Source organism: Flavobacterium erciyesense, assembly GCF_018069925.1.
GTDB lineage: Bacteria > Bacteroidota > Bacteroidia > Flavobacteriales > Flavobacteriaceae > Flavobacterium > Flavobacterium erciyesense.
In genome coordinates this window covers 156,518-173,662 of record NZ_JAGPXB010000002.1, presented here as the reverse complement: position 1 = coordinate 173,662, position 17,145 = coordinate 156,518, and the positions used below count along the sequence as shown (strand labels likewise).

Annotated in this window: 18 protein-coding genes; 10 read left to right on the top strand and 8 right to left on the bottom strand. The window is 36.5% G+C overall.

The window, feature by feature from the left end:
* The first annotated feature begins 12 nt into the window (after positions 1 to 12).
* The 6 genes from KBJ98_RS03765 to KBJ98_RS03740 all read left to right on the top strand — a co-directional run bounded on the left by KBJ98_RS03765 (position 13) and on the right by KBJ98_RS03740 (position 5,478).
* Complete coding sequence (locus tag KBJ98_RS03765; RefSeq protein ID WP_166138561.1) at positions 13 to 936, top strand: ABC transporter ATP-binding protein; 924 nt, start codon at positions 13 to 15, stop codon at positions 934 to 936.
* Positions 937 to 987: 51 nt separating this feature from the next.
* A complete protein-coding gene (locus KBJ98_RS03760; RefSeq protein WP_210788343.1) occupies positions 988 to 2,304 on the top strand; it encodes an ABC transporter permease in 1,317 nt (438 codons plus the stop codon).
* 181 nt (positions 2,305 to 2,485) lie between these two features.
* Positions 2,486 to 3,649 carry a sigma-54-dependent transcriptional regulator gene (locus KBJ98_RS03755; RefSeq protein WP_166138554.1) on the top strand — a complete coding sequence of 388 codons (1,164 nt, stop codon included), beginning with the start codon at positions 2,486 to 2,488 and terminating at the stop codon, positions 3,647 to 3,649.
* Positions 3,650 to 3,735: 86 nt separating this feature from the next.
* On the top strand, positions 3,736 to 4,431 hold the full coding sequence (locus KBJ98_RS03750) for a DEAD/DEAH box helicase (protein WP_210788342.1): 696 nt from the start codon (positions 3,736 to 3,738) through the stop codon (positions 4,429 to 4,431).
* 11 nt (positions 4,432 to 4,442) lie between these two features.
* The gene (locus KBJ98_RS03745; protein WP_166138547.1) at positions 4,443 to 4,661 is read left to right on the top strand and encodes a DUF2007 domain-containing protein; all 219 of its coding nucleotides are present in this window, start codon (positions 4,443 to 4,445) and stop codon (positions 4,659 to 4,661) included.
* A gap of 19 nt (positions 4,662 to 4,680) precedes the next feature.
* A complete protein-coding gene (locus KBJ98_RS03740) occupies positions 4,681 to 5,478 on the top strand; it encodes a Cof-type HAD-IIB family hydrolase (RefSeq protein WP_210788341.1) in 798 nt (265 codons plus the stop codon).
* 523 nt (positions 5,479 to 6,001) lie between these two features.
* Here KBJ98_RS03740 and KBJ98_RS03735 read toward each other — a convergent pair.
* The 5 genes from KBJ98_RS03735 to KBJ98_RS03715 form a co-directional block, all read right to left on the bottom strand.
* Positions 6,002 to 6,388 carry a hypothetical protein gene (locus tag KBJ98_RS03735; RefSeq protein WP_210788340.1) on the bottom strand — a complete coding sequence of 129 codons (387 nt, stop codon included), beginning with the start codon at positions 6,386 to 6,388 and terminating at the stop codon, positions 6,002 to 6,004.
* A 44-nt stretch (positions 6,389 to 6,432) separates the two neighbouring features.
* Entirely contained in the window at positions 6,433 to 6,930 is a 498-nt protein-coding gene (locus KBJ98_RS03730) for a hypothetical protein (RefSeq protein WP_210788339.1), read from the bottom strand.
* A gap of 108 nt (positions 6,931 to 7,038) precedes the next feature.
* Positions 7,039 to 7,332 (bottom strand): hypothetical protein, encoded by a 294-nt coding sequence (locus KBJ98_RS03725; protein WP_210788338.1) that lies wholly within the window; start codon positions 7,330 to 7,332, stop codon positions 7,039 to 7,041.
* 127 nt (positions 7,333 to 7,459) lie between these two features.
* The gene (locus KBJ98_RS03720) at positions 7,460 to 8,008 is read right to left on the bottom strand and encodes an REP-associated tyrosine transposase (protein WP_210788337.1); all 549 of its coding nucleotides are present in this window, start codon (positions 8,006 to 8,008) and stop codon (positions 7,460 to 7,462) included.
* A 115-nt stretch (positions 8,009 to 8,123) separates the two neighbouring features.
* Positions 8,124 to 8,519, bottom strand: a complete 396-nt coding sequence (locus KBJ98_RS03715) for a hypothetical protein (RefSeq protein WP_210788336.1) — start codon at positions 8,517 to 8,519, stop codon at positions 8,124 to 8,126.
* A 998-nt stretch (positions 8,520 to 9,517) separates the two neighbouring features.
* Here KBJ98_RS03715 and mtaB point away from each other — a divergent pair.
* A complete protein-coding gene (gene mtaB / locus KBJ98_RS03710) occupies positions 9,518 to 10,846 on the top strand; it encodes a tRNA (N(6)-L-threonylcarbamoyladenosine(37)-C(2))-methylthiotransferase MtaB (protein ID WP_210788335.1) in 1,329 nt (442 codons plus the stop codon).
* Between the two features lie 304 nt (positions 10,847 to 11,150).
* Positions 11,151 to 12,026 carry a L,D-transpeptidase gene (locus KBJ98_RS03705; RefSeq protein ID WP_210788334.1) on the top strand — a complete coding sequence of 292 codons (876 nt, stop codon included), beginning with the start codon at positions 11,151 to 11,153 and terminating at the stop codon, positions 12,024 to 12,026.
* A gap of 93 nt (positions 12,027 to 12,119) precedes the next feature.
* Here the strand turns inward: KBJ98_RS03705 and KBJ98_RS03700 are convergent, their stop codons facing one another.
* The gene (locus KBJ98_RS03700) at positions 12,120 to 12,836 is read right to left on the bottom strand and encodes a 3-ketoacyl-ACP reductase (RefSeq protein ID WP_210788333.1); all 717 of its coding nucleotides are present in this window, start codon (positions 12,834 to 12,836) and stop codon (positions 12,120 to 12,122) included.
* Between the two features lie 135 nt (positions 12,837 to 12,971).
* Positions 12,972 to 13,811: a DUF6929 family protein gene (locus KBJ98_RS03695; RefSeq protein ID WP_210788332.1), complete on the bottom strand. Its 840-nt coding sequence runs from the start codon at positions 13,809 to 13,811 to the stop codon at positions 12,972 to 12,974.
* 168 nt (positions 13,812 to 13,979) lie between these two features.
* Here KBJ98_RS03695 and KBJ98_RS03690 point away from each other — a divergent pair, with 168 nt between their 5' ends.
* Positions 13,980 to 14,858 (top strand): PPK2 family polyphosphate kinase, encoded by an 879-nt coding sequence (locus KBJ98_RS03690; RefSeq protein WP_210788331.1) that lies wholly within the window; start codon positions 13,980 to 13,982, stop codon positions 14,856 to 14,858.
* 64 nt (positions 14,859 to 14,922) lie between these two features.
* On the opposite strand, the gene KBJ98_RS03685 is transcribed toward KBJ98_RS03690, so the two are convergent.
* On the bottom strand, positions 14,923 to 15,507 hold the full coding sequence (locus tag KBJ98_RS03685; protein ID WP_210788330.1) for a hypothetical protein: 585 nt from the start codon (positions 15,505 to 15,507) through the stop codon (positions 14,923 to 14,925).
* Positions 15,508 to 15,735: 228 nt separating this feature from the next.
* Between KBJ98_RS03685 and KBJ98_RS03680 the strand changes: the two genes are divergently transcribed.
* Positions 15,736 to 17,118 (top strand): MATE family efflux transporter, encoded by a 1,383-nt coding sequence (locus KBJ98_RS03680; protein ID WP_210788329.1) that lies wholly within the window; start codon positions 15,736 to 15,738, stop codon positions 17,116 to 17,118.
* The last annotated feature ends 27 nt before the right edge of the window (positions 17,119 to 17,145 follow it).

The following is a 17,145-nucleotide window of genomic DNA, read 5'->3' as shown; positions in this document are numbered from 1 at the left end:
TAAATACAACGTATGAATAATTTACTTGAAGTCAATTCTATTGTCAAGCAATATGGCGATTATGTTGCACTCAATTCCGTTTCTTTAGCCGTGCCCAAAGGAAGTATTTATGGTCTTCTTGGTCCTAATGGCGCTGGTAAAACTTCCTTAATCCGAATCATAAATCAAATTACTTTGCCTGATCAAGGTCAAGTTTTTTTAGATGGCGAACCTTTGCAACCCAAACACGTGCAATACATTGGTTATTTGCCTGAGGAGCGCGGTTTGTACCATACCATGAAAGTAGGAGAGCAGTGTTTGTATTTGGCTCAAATGAAAGGATTGTCTAAAGCTGAGGCCAAAAAACAATTAGAATACTGGTTTGATCGCCTAGGTATTCAAGGATGGTGGAACAAAAAAATTCAAGAACTGTCTAAGGGTATGGCCCAAAAAATTCAGTTTGTTGTTTGCGTTTTGCACAAACCAAAACTTTTAATTTTTGACGAACCATTTTCTGGTTTTGACCCAGTGAATGCCAATATCATAAAAGACGAAATTTTAGCACTTCGTGATCAAGGTGCTACCATCATTTTTTCTACGCATCGTATGGAAAGTGTCGAAGAATTATGCGATCATATCGCGCTTATTCACAAATCCAATAAGTTGATCGAAGGAAAGTTAGATGATGTTAAACGTCAATTTAAAACCAATAGTTTTGAAGTAGGTATTTTAACAGACAATGTTGAAGGCCTGATGTATGATATTACAAAACAATTTACCGTAAGCCCCGCTCATTTTAAATCTTTAAATCAAGAACTAAAATTAGAGATTCAAATAGGGAAGTCGGCACCAAACGAGTTGTTGCACTTACTTACACAGCGTGGGCAGGTGACACATTTTGTTGAAAAAATCCCGTCTGTAAACGATATTTTTATTCAAACCGTGAGCCAAAAGTAAAGAACCATTCCAAACGGTTCTGGTTTTTAAATCCGAAATCAAAATTTTTAAATGAGCATTATATCATTAATCATCAAAAGAGAATTTATTGCTAAAGTCCGCAATAAATCCTTTATCGTAATGACTTTCTTAAGTCCGTTACTCTTTGTAGGAATTGCGGTTTTTGTAGGCTATTTGAGTACTATGAAACCCGATATCAAACGCGTTGCCATTCATGATGTGCAAGGCAATTTTGCAAAAGAGTTTGTAGCACGCAATGCCAAAAGCGAAACCTATAAATACCAAGATTTATCGGCTATCGATTTACAGTTTCTTAAAGACAGTCTTTCTAAGGAAAGTCTCGAAGGCATTTTGTACGTTCCTGCAACAAGCAATCCAAAAGATTTTGAAACCAAAATTCAATACATTTCTAATGAAAGTCCAAGTTTAACCTTTGTCAAAAATATACAAGATGTGATTGCTACAAGTCTTACCAAGAGCAATTTGGTAAGGGCAAACTTAGATACTTTGGCCATCAACAAAGCGCAAGCAAAGGTCAATGTCAATTTAACTAAAGTTTCTGGCGAAGAAAGTGTCAAGGGAATCAATGAAATCAAAATCGGAATTGGTGGCGCTTTCGGATACCTAATCATGATGTTTATTATCATTTACGGCAACATGGTTATGCGCAGCGTTATCGAAGAAAAAACCAGCCGCATTGTCGAAATCATTATTTCCTCCGTAAAGCCATTTCAGCTCATGATGGGCAAAATCATTGGTACAGCACTTGCCGGTTTACTACAATTTTGTATTTGGGCCGTACTTGGTTTGCTGCTATTTTTTGCAATTTCTACCTTTTTTGGTGTCAATGTAGGTCCAGCCGCCAGCGTTTCGCCAGAGATGATGCAGGCTGCGCAGCACGAAATGAGCAGTACAGCGCAATTATACATCAAAGAACTTTGGAACTTGCCTATAGCCAGTATTCTCATCGGGTTTATCATTTATTTCATAGGTGGTTACTTTTTGTACAGCTCTTTTTATGCGGCCATTGGCGCTGCGGTCGATAATCAAACCGATTCACAACAGTTTTTATTGCCTATCATCATGCCGCTCATGCTTAGTGTTTATGTAGGCTTTTTTACAGTAATTAATGATCCGCACGGCACCGTAGCAGTAGTATTTTCTATGATTCCGCTTACTTCGCCTATTGTAATGCTTATGCGCATCCCATTTGGCGTACCTTTGTGGCAAATTGCAATTTCGATAACGCTGCTTTTAGGCTCGTTTTTTGCAGTGGTTTGGTTTGCCGCCAAAATTTACCGAATCGGAATATTAATGTACGGCAAAAAACCAACGTGGAAAGAAATGTACCGTTGGCTAAAATATTAAGCCAAACTGTTTTTTTTAGGAGCTGTTTCCCGCTTTTCATTTCAATCTTTCCTGCTTTGCTAGCGCGCCGCAGTAAAGGATTTCCATTGCAATCGGGGCTAGGGAGTACGTTTTTAAAGAAAACTAGTGCACGCTAGCCATTTACAATACCAAGCCCATTGGGCTACAAAAAATTAGAATTATGTCAAAAATATTGATTATCGAAGACGAAGCAGCAATACGCAGAGTGCTGTCTAAAATTCTTTCAGAAGAAAACGATTCCTATCAAGTCGATGAGGCTGAAGATGGAATTGTAGGTTTCGAAAAAATAAAAAACAACGACTACGATCTGGTTTTGTGCGATATTAAAATGCCAAAAATGGATGGTGTTGAAGTATTAGAAGCCGTAAAAAAAATAAAACCCGAAATCCCGATGGTCATGATTTCTGGTCATGGCGATATGGAAACCGCCATCAATACCATGCGTTTGGGCGCTTTTGATTACATCTCAAAGCCACCTGATTTGAACAGATTACTTAATACTGTTCGCAATGCTTTAGACAAAAAACAACTCGTAGTTGAAAATAAAATTCTCAAAAAGAAGGTTAGTAAAAACTACGAAATGATTGGCGAAAGCGAAGCCATCAATCACATCAAATTGATGATTGATAAGGTAGCGCAAACCGAAGCTAGAGTTTTAATCACCGGGCCAAACGGTACCGGAAAAGAATTAGTTGCGCATCAGTTACACGAAAAAAGTGAACGTGCAAACTTTCCTTTAATCGAAGTAAATTGTGCTGCAATCCCATCTGAATTAATCGAAAGTGAATTGTTTGGTCATGTAAAAGGCGCATTTACTTCTGCCGTAAAAGACCGTGCCGGTAAATTTGAAGCAGCGGATAAAGGAACTATTTTCTTGGATGAAATTGGTGACATGAGTCTCTCTGCGCAAGCCAAAGTATTGCGTGCCTTACAAGAAAACATGATTACTCGTGTGGGTGCCGACAAGGATATCAAAGTAGATGTTCGTGTGGTTGCCGCTACCAACAAAGATCTAAAAACAGAAATCGCTGAAGGCCGATTCCGTGAGGATTTGTACCATCGTTTGGCGGTCATTTTGATCAAAGTGCCAGCTCTGAACGACCGTCGTGATGATATCCCGATGTTGATTGCTCATTTTGCAGAAAAAATAGCATCGGAACAAGGAAACGCGGTTAAGAAATTTTCGGCAGCCGCCATCACGCTTTTGCAAGAGTATGATTGGACTGGAAACATCAGAGAATTGCGCAATGTAGTGGAGCGATTGATTATCCTTGGCGGAAGCGAAATTTCTGAAAATGATGTCAAACTATTTGCATCAAAATAATTAAATAATTTAGAGGTTGAATCATTTAAAAATTAGTGAAGTAATCATTTAATTTTTAAATTTTTGAATCTTTCAATATAAAAAGAATGAAATTAAAAAAAATAAACGAGACGCTGCAGCAAAACTTAATTGACAACGGGTTTTTAGAGGCAAATGACATTCAGAAGGAAACCTTTGGAACTTTAAAAAGTGGCGCCGACGCTATTATTGTGGCACCTGCTGGCAGCGGAAAATCGACTACCATTGTCATCAATGTTATTCAGCGTTTGGTGGGTTCAGTTGAGGAGTCGCCACGCGCTTTAATTATCGTTTCTGATAAAGAAAAAGTGGTCGAAATGGTAGCACAATTTGAAAAATTGGCAAAATACACCGATCTCGAAATTTATGGAGTACACGACAAAGGCGACATGGATTACGACAAAAATTACATTTCGACTGGAATTGATGTATTGATTGGTACACCAAATAAATTGAGTGAAATGTTTTCATCCGCAGGTTACAACGTGAACCGCTTGAAAATGTTTATTCTTGACGATGCCGACCCGATTTTGAAATTGCGTCACGAAACTAAAATCATGCGTATTTCGAACAGTATCGATAAAACCCAACGTATTATTTTCACCGAGCAATTCACAGAAAGAATTGAAATCATGGCCGAAAGAATGTTGATTGAGCCTTTTGAATTTGATTTTTATGAAGATGAGGATGAGGATGAGGATGAAGAGGACGAAGATGTAGAATTTGAAGACAACGAGGAAGAAATTAATGACGATAATAAATAAATAGGAATAGGATGGGATTAATGAAAGTGTTTTCAGGAAGTGAAATTTTAGCATTGGCACTTAAAGAAAAAATTGAAGCAATTGGCGTAGAGACTTTGCTAAAAAATAATATTCAATCGGCACGTTTGGCGGGTTTTGGCACTACGGGACAAGCAGTCGAATTGTTTGTACAAGAAACAGAATTTGCAAAGGTAAATCCAGTTATCGAGGAATTCCGAATGAGTATTTAAATCATTGAAAAAAGGCAGAATGAAATATAAAATGCTGGTTTTAGACCTAGATGATACGTTGCTTACGGATGCGCATACGATTTCAAACGAAAATAAATTAATGCTTGAAAAAGCAAAAGCGTTAGGAGTTCACATTATTTTGGCTTCGGGCAGACCTACTCCAGCAATGGTGCAGTTTGCTGAAGAATTGCAATTGCAGGACTCTTACATGATTTCGTACAACGGCGCTGTCATTACCGATTTAAAAACGGATACCGTAATTTTTGAACAAACGCTAAGTCAAGAACAAATTCATGAGTTGTATGCCTACAGCCTAAAAAGCAAAACGCATATTATCACCTATTTGAATGGTGAAATTATCAGCGAAACCGACTCGGAATACATTGAAGTTGAAAAAAACATTACCGGTTTAGCTCATAATAAAGTGGCTCGTTTTACAGATGCAGTGCAATCATCGGCGGTGAAATGTATTTTGCTCGAGGAGCCTTCTTACTTGAAAGAAGTAGAGCAAGATTTAAAGGCTGCCATGCCACATTTAAGTGTGAGTATGTCTAAACCTTTTTTTCTGGAAGTAGCCCAAAACGGAATTGACAAAGCGGCAAGTATTAAAATCTTGGCTGAAAAATTAGGCATTCATCAAAGCGAAATTATCGCGGTTGGCAATGCTGGCAACGATTTAACTATGATTGAATATGCCGGCTTAGGCGTTTGGGTTGACAATGTTGATCCTGAATTACGTTCTAAAGGTGACGCTATTGTGGCTTCGAATAACAATCACGGTGTAGCCGAGGTGATTCAAAAATACATTTTGGTGTAAGCTATTGCACCATTTTTTTTAACCATTAAGAAATTAAGGTATTTAAGATTTGTTCTTAAACTTGATTTTTTAATGGTTTTTATTTTTAGAAAATTTTGCATGTTTTTTTGTCATTCCGACAAAGGAGGAATCTTCATAAGCGCCGGCAGTGCGATTCTTTGATTTTATTGTGAATATAAAAATTAATATTTGTAGCAAACTACCACACGAAAGGATTCGTGCGGTAGCTGGGATTCTTTGATTTTATTTTGAATATAAAAAATTAGTATTTGTAGCGAACTACCTCACGAAAGGATTCGCGCGGTAGCGAGGGATTTACCTTTTTAATTAAGTAGCTACTACTTGCAAACAAACGCAGCAGCAATACTTGAAGTTAAAGAAGTTATCGTCCCCGCGCTAAAAGCAGTTTGGGACTAAATTAAGCCCATTATTCGGATTTGCCAAATATTTCCAAATACAAAACCATATTTAAATTAAGCCTATTGCCCAAATTGCTTGTAGCGTGTGTTATGCCTTCGTTGCTTTAGTTACAAACTTCAGTTCCCCAATCTGTGTGACCTCTTCCACTGTAACATTTCCAATTCCGCCTTATTTTTTTCACGTGCCATTTGTTAACAAGCTTTTCAGCTATCATAATAATTTTTTCGGCTTTTTGGGAATCATCTTGTTGATTATCGTGAATCAAGGTTATTTCGAAAACATTTTTTTCAATTTCTTTCTTCTCAATTTTTAAATTCGGTTTGCTTTCTGAACTTGGATAATTATAATAAAAAGTAATTAATTCTTCTGGTGTTTTAATATTGGTATTTCCAGCAATATCTTTATTAATCATTTCCGTGTCCATATTATCAAACGATTCGCCACAAGAAACTAGCAGAAAAGTGAAAAATAATATAAACAAGTATTTCATATGATTTGGTTTTTATTAACGGTCAGTTTGGCAATGAGGCATAACTATTTTATATTATGAAACTCTACTTTTTTACCTCTATTTTTTTTCATCCTATTTTGAAAATAATTTACTATTTCGTTTTTTAAAGGTTGATTTTCATTTAAGCAATCTTTACCTTGATTGTCAAAAACTATTAAGCATGCAAAGTAGTTTTGAGTAGTTTCTGTTCCATCAGCAATAATGGTAAACCTATCATCACTGTCAAAAAGCTTGACATTTGTCCATTGCATCTTTCTTATATTATTCTGATGCATTCCGTTTGTTTGTTCATTCGATATTCCAAAATCAAGAAACATGGATTTCTTAGTGTCAAATGCGGAATCAATATTGTAAAATCGTAATTCGTTACATGTAATGGTTGTAGCATTTTTAACTAATGAAGAAGTGGCAATTTTTAAATCAGTAAAATTAGTTTTAATTAAATTTTCTTTATTACCTAAATTGCTTGAAGCACAAGAGATTAGACTTAAAAATGACAATGCTAATACTATTTTTTTCATAATTAATTATTTTGTGAAGTTACACGTAGGAAAGGTCTGTGTCTGCACCAGTTTGTGGGCACGAGCCCAAAGGTCGCGCTAGAGGGGTGCAAATCCGTTGTAGTCATTTTAGTGGTTGCTTTTATTCTTTTCGGTTTCTTTTCTAGTTAAATTTTCTAAGTCTGGTGTCGCGCTAATTTGAGAAACAAACCACATCGTTCCTTTAGTCTTCCATATTTTGTTTGCCCAAACTATTCCTATAAATAAACCTAATACTGCTACAAGAATTGCAAAAATCATTCTTGTTTCGGTTGGATTTGGAAAATATATAAATGCAGCGATTCCTAAACCAATTAAAAGCGGTGAAGCAACAATTTGAAGCCATCCAATAATTTCCATTATATATTCGAAAACTCTGTGCATGTAGTCTTTTTAAGTTATTTTGGTGAGATTGCCACTTACAGCCCGTGACTTCTTGTCAGTTGCTAACTTTGGAACTTTTTATTTCCTCAGGCTAGTGCGAGCTTCTAGCTCGTTCCCACAAACGTAATTAATTTAAATCTATCTCTAAAATGGTTTGATCGTTATTGCCATAATTCCTTGCGCTGCTGTATTTCCAGTCTATAGAGTCAGTTACAAACCCTGATTCAACTGGGTTGTTATGAATGTAGTTTAATTTCTGTTCAAATACTTTCAAACTCCAAATTTCTATTGGTTGGTTGTTTTGTTGCCAAAACTGTTTTTCCTTAACATTGCTGTTTTTCTTTCCCGCTCTTTCAAACATCCATAGCATCCATTCACGTCGGCTCTCTTGTGGATTATCTTGAATTGTTTTTATGATCTTTCTTGAAGTAAACCCTTTTAAATCCCTTATTAATCCTGACGGGTCGCCTAATGCAGACCTAAAAATCAAATGTACGTGACTTGGCATAATGCAATAACCATAAATTTCCATACTCTTGTTTTTTCTGCAATGGTCTAACGATTCTGTCATTATTGTAAAATAAAGATCTCTAGTAAATACATCTATCCAATTGACTGTTGCGAAACTTACAAAATAAGCTCCCTCTTTTTCATGAAATTTATATTTTCTGCTCATATATCAAAAACAATTTTGAATACATTTTGTTTGTGGGCATGAGCTAGAAGCTCGCGCTAGCCCAGTGCTACCTAATTCTCAGACTAGCTGGCTAAGTAAAACAATATCTTTAAGACTATTTTTTTTCAAATACTAACTGTTTATATCTTAGAAAACGTATTCCAAAAATAGAAAATACTGACTGCTGGATTATATTAAATTTTAAATGAGCAAAATTGTTCAAGTATTCAGAAATATCATTTTGCATTTCTTTAATTTTCGTTGCTGCATTTCCTTTATAATACTCAAAGCTTTCTCTGTAGATTTCAATCTTTTGATCATTTCTGATGCTATAATCCCAGTCAATATTTATATAGTCTGCTAAGTCTTGGTTAATAGTATCATTGGGAAAAGAGATTTCTATATAAAATGAATTATTACTTCTAAAAACTATTTTATAATATTCATCTTCTACAGGAATAGCTCTAAAACCGAGTTTAACGGCATATTCAAATAGATCTATAAATTTCATTTCACAGTAATTTTTTTTGGCTCTGGCACATGATGTCTATTTACTAGAGCGGGAGAGGATTCGTGCGGTACGATGGGGAAACTTACAAAATAACCTCCTCCTTTTTCTTCAAACTAATATTTTCGACTCATCTGTCATAAAACAATATTGACTACATTTTGTTTGTGGGCACGAGCTAGAAGCTCGCGCTAGCCTAGGAACTTACAAAATAATCTCCTCTTTTTTCTTCAAACTAAAAATTTCGACTCATCTGTCATCCAACAATATTGACTAAATTTTGTTTGTAGGCACGAGCTAGAAACTCTCGCTAGCCAAGTTTGACCTAATGCGTGGACTAGCTGAGGTTTTAATGAAAAATATTAATGAGTCTTTTAATCAATTCCCACGATATTATTGTAAATATTACACCGACAAATAAATACGCTCGCCAAGAGGTCATTCTTCTATACCCATAGCTATTATCTTCAGCACTATTATCATAATCTCGTTCTCTATCTTTCCAGTAACTCTTATAAAACCAATATATCAGCGCAATAAGAATTAATTCTACACCGATTAAAATAAATATATTTTCGTCTTGAATAAATTTCGCTTCCTCCAATTTTTTTTCAGCGGTTTGGGTTTAAAAATCTCTGCTAACTACTATATTGGAGGACAAACCCTCTCCAACTCAAACCAACTGAAAATGATTAGCATGTAGCATAATTAGTTTGTATTTACCAAATATAGAAATAATAAATTTATTACAAAAGCAATAAGATGTTTCTTGTTTCCATAGATTTGGTTTGCAGCGAGTTAGTTTGCGTGAGGGATAGCAGCGGCATCCTTTATTTTTTTTCTTTAAAAAAATAAAGATAGAGCGTAGAGCCCGACCCGCAGTTTACGGAGGGGCACGCCCTATTTAATAAAAATTCAATTCGGTGCAGTTTTCTCGTATTTGTTCGTAAATTTGCGCACGCTATTTTTTTGACAACGATTTCATTAGATAGCGCTTACTTATGGAAAAACGCAAAAAAGTAGCCTTTTATACTTTAGGCTGTAAACTCAATTTCTCAGAAACATCAACTATTGCGCGCAATCTTCAAGACGAGGGTTTTGATCGCGTTGATTTTGAAGAAGTGGCTGATATGTATGTGATTAATACGTGTTCAGTTACTGAAAATGCCGATAAACAATTCAAACAAGTGGTGCGTAAGGCTATGAAGCTCAACGATAAAGCTTTTGTGGCTGCGGTGGGTTGTTATGCGCAACTGAAACCAGAGGAATTGGCGGCGGTGGATGGCGTAGATTTGGTGCTTGGTGCTACCGAAAAATTCAAACTGGCCGATTACATCAACGATTTGTCTAAAAATGATATGGGCGAGGTGCATTCCTGCGAGATTGCCGAAGCTGATTTTTATGTAGGCAGTTATTCTATAGGCGATAGAACGCGTGCGTTCTTGAAAGTTCAGGATGGTTGCGATTATAAATGTACCTATTGCACGATTCCGCTAGCGAGAGGAATTTCTAGAAGTGACGAGTTAGGAAATGTATTGAAAAATGCAGCTGAAATTTCGAAACAAGGCATTAAAGAAATTGTGCTTACGGGCGTAAATATTGGCGATTACGGTAAAGGGGAATTTGGAAATAAAAAACACGAACATACTTTTTTGGAATTGGTTCAGGCTTTGGATGAAGTGGACGGTATTGAGCGTTTGCGAATTTCGTCTATTGAACCGAATTTATTGAAAAACGAAACGATTGAATTTGTGTCGAAAAGCAGGACTTTTGTACCACATTTTCACATTCCGTTGCAATCTGGGAGTAATGATATTTTAAAGTTGATGAAGCGTCGTTACTTGCGCGAGGTGTACACGGAGCGCGTGAGTAAAATTCGGGAAGTAATGCCACATGCGTGTATAGGAGTAGACGTGATTGTAGGTTTTCCGGGTGAAACCGATGAGCATTTTCTGGAAACCTATCATTTTTTGAATGATTTGGATATATCGTACTTGCACGTTTTTACGTATTCGGAGCGTGATAATACTGAGGCTGCTGCTATGAGCGGAGTTGTTCCGGCAAATGTGCGTGCAAAACGTAGTAAAATGTTACGTGGATTATCTGTGAAAAAACGTCGTGCTTTTTATGAAAGTCAGTTGGGAACGCAACGCAAAGTGTTGTTTGAAAGTGAAAATAAAGAAGGCTACATTCACGGATTTACTGAAAATTACGTAAAAGTAAAAACGCCTTGGAATCCTGAATTGGTGAATACGCTACACGATATCAACTTGACTCGAATTGATGAGGATGGCAGCGTGCGCATGGATTTTGTATCTGTGTTAGTGTAGGTTTTAAACATATAAGTCATTTAAGTAAAATATTTTAAACCATTAAGGGGTTGAGTTCATTAAGTTTTACGCTTAATTTTCTTCATTTTCTTAATGGTTTTTATGTTTTGGTTTTAACATATAAGTCATTTAAGTAAATCATTTTTAAACCATTTAGTAAGTTAAGGTCATTAAGTTTTAGGCTTAATTTCCTTCATTTTCTTAATGGTTTAAATGAAGTTTAATTCTATAATAACTAATACAAATTGTGTAAGAGACTTTGTAGTTGATTGAGGTAATTTTAAACTAATTAAAATTTAACCTTATGAAGCCAATTGTATGTATCCTTAGCGCCGTAGTTTGTTCTGTTTTGTTTTCTTGTAAAGAGAGCGCGGCAAGTTCTAAAAACAAAAATCAAACAGAAAAAATTCCAACTAAAATAGAACGAAAAAAACCAGGTACGGTCACTTATAATTTTGAAAACACGAAAGAATGGCTAAAGAAAGCTACAAACGATAGTACTCAATTGCAACTTGCGTATGCCATCAATAGGACAGACGCTGATAATTTCAAAAAATTAGATTCGGTTATTGTTCCAAATGATTTTACGGGAGATATTGCTTATTATTTGCCTTTTCCCTTGAAGGTTTCGGCTTTAAAGGAGGTTGAAAAGATTATCTATTTTTCGTACCCGACTCAAACTTTTGCTGCCTATGAAAATGGCGAACTAATTTATACCGGCCCTACCAATATGGGAAGGGAAAAAGATAAAACACCTACGGGCTTGTTTTTTACTAACTGGAAAGCGGAAAAAACAACCAGTACTTTTAACGACGAGTGGGATTTAAAATGGAATTTTAACATCGAAAATAAATTGGGTGTTGGTTTTCATCAATATGCTTTACCGGGTTATCCTGCTTCGCATTCTTGTTTGAGACTTCAAGAAGCGGATGCCAAAAAACTCTACAGTTGGGCAGACGAATGGATACTTCAAGATGATCAAAATGTGAAAGTAAAAGGAACTCCTGTCATTGTTTTTGGAGCCTATCCGTTTGGCAAAGTCAAACCTTGGTATGTTTTGGTTGATGATGCCAAAGGTTTACAACTCAGTGAAAGTGATATCGAAAGAGAAACACAACCACACTTGAATTCCATTTTAAAAGAACAAAAAAATAGAGCTACGCAACAAAATAAGGAATAGACACAGCTTGTAACAAAGAAAAAACCATTGAGAAAGCGATTTTAATTTGCTTCTCAATGGTTTTTTAGTTTTTATACTGTAAACTTTTAAACTTTACGGATTAGTAGACCAAAGGCTGCTGTTTTTTACAAACACGCGACGATTTAATTTGAGTTGAGCAATAACTAGCTCAGCCATATCTTCGGCTTGCATTACTTTATCCGGATTTCCGTCCGTAAGCTTCAGTTCTTTGGCCATATCAGTAGCTACGGTGCTTGGGGTAAGAGCAGTAACACGAATGTTGTGTTTGCGCATTTCTTGCATCAAAGAATCGGTTAGTCCTAACAACGCAAATTTAGAAGCGCTGTAGGCACTCGTCATGGCATTTCCTGCCAATCCAGCGGTTGATGAAATGTTGATAATATCACCAGTTTGTCTTTCAATCATGTTCGGAACAACGGCTCTCGTAACATAATACGGTCCCATTAAATTCACTTGAATAATGCGTTCCCAGTCTGTTGGTTCTAATTCTAAGAATTTTCCAAACGATGCAATACCAGCGTTATTGATTAAAATATCAATAGCGCCAAATTCATTTAGTGCTTTTTCCACCGCAGCGTTTACGGAGTTGATATCAGCAACATCTGCGGTAACAGCCAAAGCTTTTACACGTAGCGAACGTACTTTTGCAGCTACACTGTCAATTTCTTCTTGGGTGCGCGCTACTAAAATTACGTTTACGCCTTCTTTGGCTAAAGCCAATGCAATTGCTTTTCCTATTCCTTTTCCGGCGCCGGTGACCAGTGCCGTTTTATTTTTTAAATCAGTCATTTGGTGTTTTTTTTATGTCAGTTTTTCAAAACTTGTTGTACAAAATTACCACGTTTCCAGCGGCTAACTGCATTTACTTTTTTATTTTAATTAAATTTTAACGCGCGTGGAGCAAAAGTCGAATGAAGGAGCAGGCTATCTTTTTTTATTGACTCTCAATTTATAAATCGTGGTTTCTAAAACTTCGGTGTCATTGTCTTCGCAAAGTAAAAATTGTATTTTATCTGGAGTATCTGCAAATAGTGTTAATCCTTCAAATTTATGGGTGTCGCTAATTTTTTGTGTGAAATTGATTTTCATAGTTTTTAGGTCGATGCTCCCGATCAAGCTTCCTAAAACGGCACCATCATCATACGTTGATTGTGTATCTTCGGCAGAGGCCAAAAAATAAAGTTGATCACCAACCAAAACACCATCAGTAAAACTGGTTCGAACGCCTTTTATTTTAGGCAATTTGTAGTTGTTGGACAGGATTTGAAAATCGTTGCTGAGATTTTTGCCAGCTACGGTAAACAAAATGTTTTTGCCAGACTTACCATTGCCACGATTTAATAAATAATAATTTTCTCCATCGAAAATAGCGCCTTCAATATTGAAATCTTCGGGATTGATCCCGCCAAAGTTTTGCATGACTGCATACAAATCGGTCAAGTCATGTGTGGCAATTACTTGTTTGGTATTTCCGTTAAGGTGCACCATTTTATTCCGCTTTTGGGTAGAGCCGGAGCCAAAAATATAAAGGCTATCTTGGTAATGCGTTATCGCTTCAAAGTCGGCTTTGTCTTTTTTAGGAGTGTTTTCGGTTGGGTTTTCGACTAAAGGGTGGCGTTGTAATTCTTTGGATTGTAGATCGTATTGGTACAGGAAACCGCTGTTATCACCAATCACATAGAGTGAAGGGTCTTGATAAATAAGTCCTGATGCTGATCCGATTCCGATGATTTGGCAAAGAATTTCGAGTGTGAATTTTTCCATGTTTTGTGATGTTGCAGTAAGGCCCTAGCCCTGATGGCAGCGGTATCTCCCGATTTAGAAAAACAAGGCTTTTTTGCCGTAGTTTTTATTTATCGGGAATATAGCGTACAGCAGGAAAAAGCTCCTAATAATTTGTTATATTTGAGAAGTAAAGATAAAATAAATACGATGAAGTTCATAAAGCCAGATGATTTTAGAGCAGTTGGACCAATTGATTTGGCTGCTATCCCAACGGAATTGCAGTATAAGATAAGCGATGACGAGAAAGAGGAAAAACTGAATGCGGTGCAGGCCAAGTTGAGCGCTTTGCAGGATATGATGTATGCGCACAATCGTTATGGTGTATTGATTTGTTTGCAAGGAATGGATACATCGGGTAAGGATAGCTTGATTCGAGAGGTTTTTAAGGAGTTTAATCCGCGTGGAGTGGTGGTGCACAGTTTTAAAACACCCAATTCGACTGAATTAGAACATGATTATTTGTGGAGGCATTATTTGGCCTTACCCGAAAAAGGAAAGTTTGCCGTATTTAATCGTACGCATTACGAGAATGTTTTGGTGACGAGAGTGCATCCTGAATATATTTTGAACGAGAATTTACCCGGAATAAATGAGGTGGCGGATATTACGCCTGAATTTTGGGAAAACAGGATGGAGCAAATTAAAAATTTTGAAAATCACCTGACTCAAAACGGCACGATTGTGTTGAAGTTTTATTTCCACATGAGCAAGGAAGAGCAACGCAAGCGATTGCTGCGTAGGTTAGAGGAAGAGGAGCATCATTGGAAATTTTCGGCGGGAGACTTGAAAGAGCGCGAGCGTTGGGACGATTATATGCACTATTACGAGGAAGCGATTACCAAAACAGCTACTGAAAATGCGCCTTGGTTTATTGTTCCTGCTGATGACAAAGCCATGGCTCGTTACATCGTAGCCAAAATTATTTGGGAAGAAATGCAAAAATATACTGATATCAAGGAGCCGGAATTAGATGAAAAAATTAAAGCTAATTTTGAATCCTATAAACAAATGCTTCAAAAAGAGTAAACGCAAAAAAGGCACTGAGATCAAACAGTGCCTTTTTTTATAACTAATTCAATATGATTATGTCTTACAATTTGAAACCGTAAGCTACACGTACGCCAACTTGTCCAACGCCTCTACCTAGAGAACCATTGTTGTTGATGCGGTCAAAATGATTGTAGTGTGTGTAGTTTAACGATACGTCAATATATTTTGTTGCGTATCCGATACTTGGGGATAATAACAAAGAGGTTTTGTCTCTAGTATTGTCAACATTACTTACTGCAAAGGCAGCACCTGCTTCACCCATTACATAAAACTGATCGTCCCAAATAAAAGCTTTGAAACCTGCTTTTGCAGGAATTAAACCTAAATCTTTTCCTTCTGTTTGTCCAGGAAATCCATCTGCTTTACTTTGAAATAAGTTAGTGTACCCTGTAGTTAAAGTCAATGAGTATCTTTTTGATAAATCATATTGTCCTCTAACATCGGCACCAAGTGCTAATTTGTAAGGATCGTTAGTAGAGTAACCTGCATTTAGTCCTACTCCTAAACGGAAACCTTGATCGTAATTTGTGGCTGCATTTGTAGTTTCTTGAGCTTGGGTTGTTGCTGTAAATATAAATGCCGCAGCTGCTAAAATTCCTGTTGTTACTTTTCTTGAGATTGTCATAATGTAATTTTTTTTATTGATTTTTTAATGATGTAGATATGGTGATTGTTGCAACAAATCTACAGGACAAAGATAGACGGGCAGTGCGTTTAGCATGTTATAGAATTTAAAAGCATTGTTACAGAATTTGAGGGAGCCTTGTTTTTATGTATCAATAGCTACTTATAATGGTAGCTGTCACCTGAAAATTGAAAGCTTCTAATTATCTTTGCACTCAAAAAAACACAAGTGAATTTATCTCAGTACTTTAAGGAGTTTTCATATAACATTAAATTGGCTTACCCAGTAATTTTAGGAATGCTTGGGCACACCTTAATCGGAATTGTCGATAATTTTATGGTGGGTAAACTAGGCTCTACGGAGTTGGCCGCCGTATCCTTAGGAAATAGTTTTATTTTCATCGCTATGTCGTTAGGAATTGGTTTTTCTACAGCCATCACGCCGCTAATTGCTGAAGCCGATGCAGAGCAAAAAGAAGATAAAATTAGAGCTACTTTTCATCACGGTCTTCTGTTGTGTACCATTTTGGGCGTTTCCTTATTTATATTAACCGTTTTATCAAAAGAGTTGATGTATTTGATGCACCAACCGGCAGAAGTGGCCGCTTTGGCTGCTCCTTATATTGATTGGGTTGCTTTTTCGTTAATTCCAGTAATTATTTACCAAGGATACAAGCAGTTTGCCGATGGATTATCGCACACCAAATACTCGATGTATGCAATTTTCTTGGCCAATGTGGTGCACGTGTTCTTTAATTATGTGCTTATTTACGGCGTTTGGATTTTTCCTAAACTCGGTATTGTAGGCGCGGCTTTGGGAACGGTACTTTCTAGAATTATGATGGTCGTTTTCATGCATTATCTAATGAAAAACAATAAAGTACTGAAAAAATACTTTGCCAACTTTAGTTTTAAAGATATTCGAAAGTCGATTTTAAAGAAAATAATCGATCTGGGAATGCCATCCGCTATGCAAATGTTATTTGAAGTAACTTTGTTTACAGCCGCTATTTGGCTTTCGGGTTCGTTGGGTAAAAACAGTCAAGCTGCCAATCAAATCGCGCTAACGCTAGCTTCATCAACTTTTATGGTGGCGATGGGTTTGAGCGTTACAGCGATGATTCGAGTAGGGAATACCAAAGGCACGAACGATTATAAATACCTTGTAGTGGTGGCGCGTTCGATATTCTTATTGGCTATTATTTTAGAAATTATTTTCGGATTAGTGTTTGTCCTATTTCACAACTATTTGCCTCATTTATTCCTGAATATGTCTGATGTTTCTCAGTTAGTGGATAATGAGGAAATTATAAAAATTACAGCACAACTCCTTTTAATAGCGGCTATCTTTCAAATTTCTGATGGAATACAAGTCGTTGTACTAGGTGCTTTGCGAGGTTTGCAAGATGTGAAAATACCCATGTATATTACGTTTGTGGCCTATTGGGTTATCGGTTTTCCTATTTCCTATTATCTAGGAAAGTATACAGAGTTAAAAGCGGTTGGAATTTGGATCGGACTTTTAGCCGGGCTAACAGCTGCTTCATTATTTTTGTATATTCGCTTTGCTAGATTGACCAAAAAGCTGATTTTGCAGCAAGAGAAGAATTAAAAACAAAAATTATTAAATAAAAATATT